General features: G+C 63.8%; 6 protein-coding genes. 4 read left to right on the top strand and 2 right to left on the bottom strand.

Features of this window, described 5'->3' with window-relative positions:
* The 4 genes from lptB to ptsN all read left to right on the top strand — a co-directional run.
* Window positions 1-502: LPS export ABC transporter ATP-binding protein (gene lptB / locus EN738_RS31260; RefSeq protein ID WP_127286968.1), on the top strand; the 502-nt coding region annotated here is incomplete at its 5' end.
* A 196-nt stretch (window positions 503-698) separates the two neighbouring features.
* On the top strand, window positions 699-2,228 hold the full coding sequence (rpoN, locus tag EN738_RS31265) for an RNA polymerase factor sigma-54 (RefSeq protein ID WP_127286969.1): 1,530 nt from the start codon (window positions 699-701) through the stop codon (window positions 2,226-2,228).
* A gap of 284 nt (window positions 2,229-2,512) precedes the next feature.
* On the top strand, window positions 2,513-3,097 hold the full coding sequence (gene raiA / locus EN738_RS31270; protein ID WP_127286970.1) for a ribosome-associated translation inhibitor RaiA: 585 nt from the start codon (window positions 2,513-2,515) through the stop codon (window positions 3,095-3,097).
* Window positions 3,098-3,158: 61 nt separating this feature from the next.
* Window positions 3,159-3,623: a PTS IIA-like nitrogen regulatory protein PtsN gene (gene ptsN, locus EN738_RS31275; protein WP_006200387.1), complete on the top strand. Its 465-nt coding sequence runs from the start codon at window positions 3,159-3,161 to the stop codon at window positions 3,621-3,623.
* Between the two features lie 75 nt (window positions 3,624-3,698).
* On the opposite strand, the gene EN738_RS31280 is transcribed toward ptsN, so the two are convergent.
* Both EN738_RS31280 and EN738_RS31285 read right to left on the bottom strand, forming a co-directional pair.
* Window positions 3,699-3,956 carry a DUF1150 family protein gene (locus tag EN738_RS31280; protein ID WP_127286971.1) on the bottom strand — a complete coding sequence of 86 codons (258 nt, stop codon included), beginning with the start codon at window positions 3,954-3,956 and terminating at the stop codon, window positions 3,699-3,701.
* A gap of 165 nt (window positions 3,957-4,121) precedes the next feature.
* Window positions 4,122-4,547, bottom strand: coding sequence for an Hsp20 family protein (locus EN738_RS31285; RefSeq protein WP_127286972.1), 426 nt, complete (start codon window positions 4,545-4,547; stop codon window positions 4,122-4,124).
* Window positions 4,548-4,655: the final 108 nt, after the last annotated feature.

Raw genomic sequence — 4,655 nt, forward strand, 5'->3', positions numbered from 1 at the left:
CCGCGCCCGGCGCGGCATCGGCTACCTGCCGCAGGAGGCCTCGATCTTCCGGGGCTTGAGCGTCGAACAGAACATCCGCGCCGTGCTCGAAGTGGTCGAGAAGAGCCGCAAGGCACGCGAGCGCAGCCTCGACGAGCTGCTCGAGGAATTCCACATCAGCCATCTGCGCAAGGCGCCCTCGCTGTCGCTGTCCGGTGGCGAGAGGCGGCGTCTCGAGATCGCACGCGCGCTCGCCACGCGCCCGGCCTATATGCTGCTCGACGAGCCTTTCGCCGGCATCGACCCGATCGCGGTGGCCGATATCCAGCAGCTGGTGCGGCACCTGACCGCGCGCGGCATCGGCGTGCTGATCACCGATCACAATGTGCGCGAGACGCTCGGCCTGATCGACCGCGCCTACATCATCCACGCCGGCCAGGTGCTGACGCATGGCCGCGCCGACGAGATCGTCGCCAATGCCGATGTGCGGCGGCTTTATCTCGGCGAGGGTTTTACCCTCTAAACAGGAAATCCAGCTCCCGACGCAATTTTTCGGCGATTTTTGGGATTCTTGTCCGATTTTTGCCTGAAATAACGCTCCGGTAAGCGCGTTTTGCTACCGTTTCCCTTGACAAGCAAAAGCCGGGCCAGTTTGTTTGTCCCGGTCGGAAAAACTCGTTCCGGCATGTCCTGTGCGTAGAGGCGTTTGAAAACCAACCATGGCGCTGGCGGCGAAATTACAGCTACGGCAGTCCCAGTCGCTGGTGATGACGCCGCAACTGATGCAGTCGATCCGGCTGCTGCAGCTCACCCATGTCGAGCTCGAGCGCTTCATTGATGACGAGATCGAGCGCAACCCGCTGCTGGAGCGCGCCGAGCCGCAGGACGACGCGGCGAGCGACCCGGCGCAGAAGAGCGATGCCGCGCCGGAAACCGCCGCCGACGGCGACTGGTTCGAAGCCGAGACCGAATGGAGCGCCGAAGCGATCTCGGACAAGCTCGATTCCTCGCTGGAGAATCTCTTTCCCGACGATCCCGGCACCAGCGAGCGGCTCGGTCCGGATCTCAGCGCGCAATGGAAATCGGCTTCCGGCAGCGGCATGGGCGCGTCCTCGCCCGAAGGTTTCGATGTCGGCGACATGGCCGCCAGCGCGATCACGCTGCGCGAACATGTCGGCGAGCAGATCGCGCTCGCCTTCGCCGACCCGGCGGCGCGGCTGATTGCCGGGGAGCTTGCCGATGGCCTCGATGAAGCCGGCTATCTGCGCGCCGACATGGCCGAGATCGCGGCTCGCCTCGGCGCCAGCGAAGCGGCGGTGGCCAAGGTGCTGGTGATCTGCCAGACGTTCGAACCCGCCGGCCTGTTTGCCCGCGACCTCGCCGAATGCCTGTCGCTGCAGCTTGCCGTGCGCGACCGGCTCGATCCGGCGATGCGGGCGCTGGTCGCCAACCTCGAGCTGCTGGCGCGGCGCGATTTCCAGACGCTGAAGCGGATCTGCGGGGTCGACGAGGAGGATCTGCTCGACATGCTGGCCGAGATCCGGGCCCTCGATCCGCGGCCCGGAATGGCGTTTTCGGGCGGCGCCAGCGACGCCATCGTCGCCGATGTCGAGGTGCGTGCCGCCAACGACGGCAGCTGGGCAGTCGAGCTCAATGCCGAGACGCTGCCGCGCGTCCTGGTCGACAATGTCTATTTCGCCAGGGTTTCGGGCCACGCGAAGGACCAGGCGGAGAAGGACTTCCTGGCCGAGTGCCTGCAGAGCGCCAACTGGCTGACGCGCAGCCTCGACCAGCGGGCCAAGACCATCCTCAAGGTCGCTTCGGAGATCGTTCGCCAGCAGGACGCCTTCCTGGTCCATGGCGTGCGCCACCTCAAGCCGCTCAATCTGCGTACGGTGGCCGATGCCATCGGCATGCACGAATCGACGGTGAGCCGGGTCACGGCCAACAAATACATGCTGACGCCGCGCGGCGTGTTCGAACTGCGCTATTTCTTCACCGCTTCCATCGCCTCGGCGGGCGGCGGCGAGGCGCATTCCTCGGAAGCGGTGCGCGACCGCATCAAGCAATTGATCGATGAGGAAAAGCCTGTCGACGTGCTCTCCGACGACGCCATCGTCGACATGCTGCGGGAAAGCGGCGTCGACATCGCCCGCCGTACAGTCGCCAAATACCGGGAAGGCATGAATATTCCCTCCTCGGTGCAGCGGCGGCGTGAAAAGCGCGCTATCGCCAGCGCCGGGCGCTGACCGCACCGTCAAACGGCCGCGGCGCGGATTTCCACAGTTTTCGAGCTTCATTGACAAGCCGCAATGAAGTGTCTAGAAGCCCGCCCGCATGAGGCGGGCCTGAAACCCGCAAGCGGATGGGTCCGTCACAGCGAAGGCCTCGCGACGGCCAGAAGGCAACTTGTGATCAACCGGAAAGTTCGGATTTAAAATCGGCGCGAGCGCCGCCGCAAAGCTTGTGCGCGCGGACCACGAGTATAAACTCGGGACAGTTTGAAGCCTGAGTAGGGAAGGTCAGTTTTCAGATGAAACTGCGCATTTCGGGAAAACACATGGACATCGGCGATGCGTTCCGTACGCGCATCAACGACCGTGTCGGCGAGGCGATCGGGAAATATTTCGATCGCGGTTTTTCAGGGCATGTCACGGTCATCAAATCGGGGTCGCGCTTTTCGGCCGACTGCATGATCCGGCTCGATTCCGGCGCCTCATTGCAGGCGACGGGCGACGCACAGGACCCCACGCTTGCCTTCGAGGCGGCGGCTGATCGCCTCGAAACCCGCCTGCGGCGCTACAAGCGCCGCCTGAAATCGCACAACTCCGGCAACGGCAATGGCGAGCCAACCGACATCGCCTATACGGTGATGGCGCCTCTCGCCGACGACGACGAGGAGATTCCGGAGAATTTCGCTCCGGCGGTCGTCGCCGAGTCGACCATGACGCTGCGCACCATGTCGGTGGCGTCCGCCGTCATCGAGCTCGACACCAAGGACAGCCCGGTCTTCGTGTTCCGCAACGCCGGGAACGAGCATCTCAACATCGTCTACCGCCGGCCGGATGGGAACATCGGCTGGATCGACCCGTCCACGACCAAAGTCGCACAGGGATAGCAGCCAGCCGCGCGAGGGGGCGAGGACTGGCTGCGGCGGGCGAACAAGGGATTTTTCAGGCATGGATCTTAGCGATCTGATCAACGTTCCGGCGATCATGCCGGCGTTGAAGGCGAACTCCAAGAAACAGCTGCTGCAATTGCTGTCCGAGAGGGCGGCGGCGATTTCGGGCATTCCGGAGCGTGAGGTGTTCGACACCATCCTGCAGCGCGAGCGGCTGGGTTCGACCGGAGTCGGCAACGGCATCGCCATTCCGCATGGCAAGCTGGCCGGGGTGAAGCGGATCGCCGGCGTCTTCGCCCGGCTGGAAACGCCGGTCGATTTCGAGGCGCTGGACGACCAGCCGGTCGACCTGGTGTTTCTGCTGCTTGCGCCGGAGGGTGCTGGCGCCGACCATCTCAAGGCGTTGTCGCGCATCGCGCGCGTGCTGCGCGACGCCGACACCGTGGCCAAGATCAGGGGTACGCGCGATGCGGTGGCGATCCACGCGCTGTTGTCGGACACGCAGGCCTCGCACGCGGCCTGAAGCTCTTTTCGGGATTAAGACCTTCGGAGGGCCGCCAAAAGCGGCCCTTTCCATTTGGATCCTGACAGACCGCCGTCAGTGAATGGCGACGGTGGTCAGGTCGTTCTCCAGCGCGCCAGCCAGCGCCCGGTCGCGGGCGTCGGACAGCAGGATCGGCTGGCCATTGGCCGCAAACAGCGCCCACAGCTCCATGCCGGGCGCGATTTCGTCGAGGCCGGGGAAGCGGCCGCGCAAATCGTCGCTCGAGACTTTCCGGAGATAGGCGACCGAGCCTTCGCCGAGATGGGCGAATTCGCCGCTGGTCATGGTCGAGGTTTCGTCGGTTCTGGTCATTTCAAGCCTCCTTGACGCGAGGACGCCGTCCAAGGCCGCCCCGCATGAGAGCCATTAGAGCGCCGTGCGTCCAGTTGGACGCACAAAGGACGCTCTAACTTCAAGTCTGCTGCATCGTGCTTTCGGAAAATCGATTCCGATTTTCCGGCCGATGCAGCGGTAAAATCAGTCTTTCACCGATATGTTTATTTTCCGTACCAGCCGCTCGACCTCCGGCCGATCGAGATCGATCGACAACAGGCCGTTCTTCAGCTCCGCCGCGATCACCCGCATGCCGTCGGCCAGCACGAAACAGCGCTGGAACTGGCGCGCGGCAATGCCGCGGTGAAGGAATTCGCGCTCGGTATCGTCGTTCTGACGGCCGCGCACGATCAACTGGTTCTCCTCCGTCGTGACATCGAGGTCGCTTTCGGCGAAGCCGGCGACGGCGAGCGTGATGCGCAGCCTTTCGGCCATGCCGTCGGCACCGCTGAGGCGCTCGATGTTGTAAGGAGGATAGCTGTCACCGGACTTCGCCAGACGCTCGAGCGTCTTTTCCATCGTGTCGAAGCCCAGGAGAAGCGGGCTCGAAAAGGGCGTCATTCGGCTCATGTTACAGTGTCCTCTGGAGAGCGACATAAACTGGAAAAACCCGGATGGCATTTTTCCCGATTGTCTTGATATGGTCCGCCGCGCGGACAAGTTCAAGCCATCACAAAC

Source organism: Mesorhizobium sp. M4B.F.Ca.ET.017.02.2.1, assembly GCF_003998955.1.
Classification (GTDB): domain Bacteria; phylum Pseudomonadota; class Alphaproteobacteria; order Rhizobiales; family Rhizobiaceae; genus Mesorhizobium; species Mesorhizobium abyssinicae.

Bases quoted from the DNA above. Each gene is read 5' to 3' on its own strand.
- rpoN (WP_127286969.1), top strand. From the start codon at position 699: ATGGCGCTGGCGGCGAAATTACAGCTACGGCAGTCCCAGTCGCTGGTG.
- EN738_RS31285 (WP_127286972.1), bottom strand. From the start codon at position 4,547: ATGAGCCGAATGACGCCCTTTTCGAGCCCGCTTCTCCTGGGCTTCGAC.
- ptsN (WP_006200387.1), top strand. From the start codon at position 3,159: ATGGATCTTAGCGATCTGATCAACGTTCCGGCGATCATGCCGGCGTTG.
- EN738_RS31280 (WP_127286971.1), bottom strand. From the start codon at position 3,956: ATGACCAGAACCGACGAAACCTCGACCATGACCAGCGGCGAATTCGCC.
- raiA (WP_127286970.1), top strand. From the start codon at position 2,513: ATGAAACTGCGCATTTCGGGAAAACACATGGACATCGGCGATGCGTTC.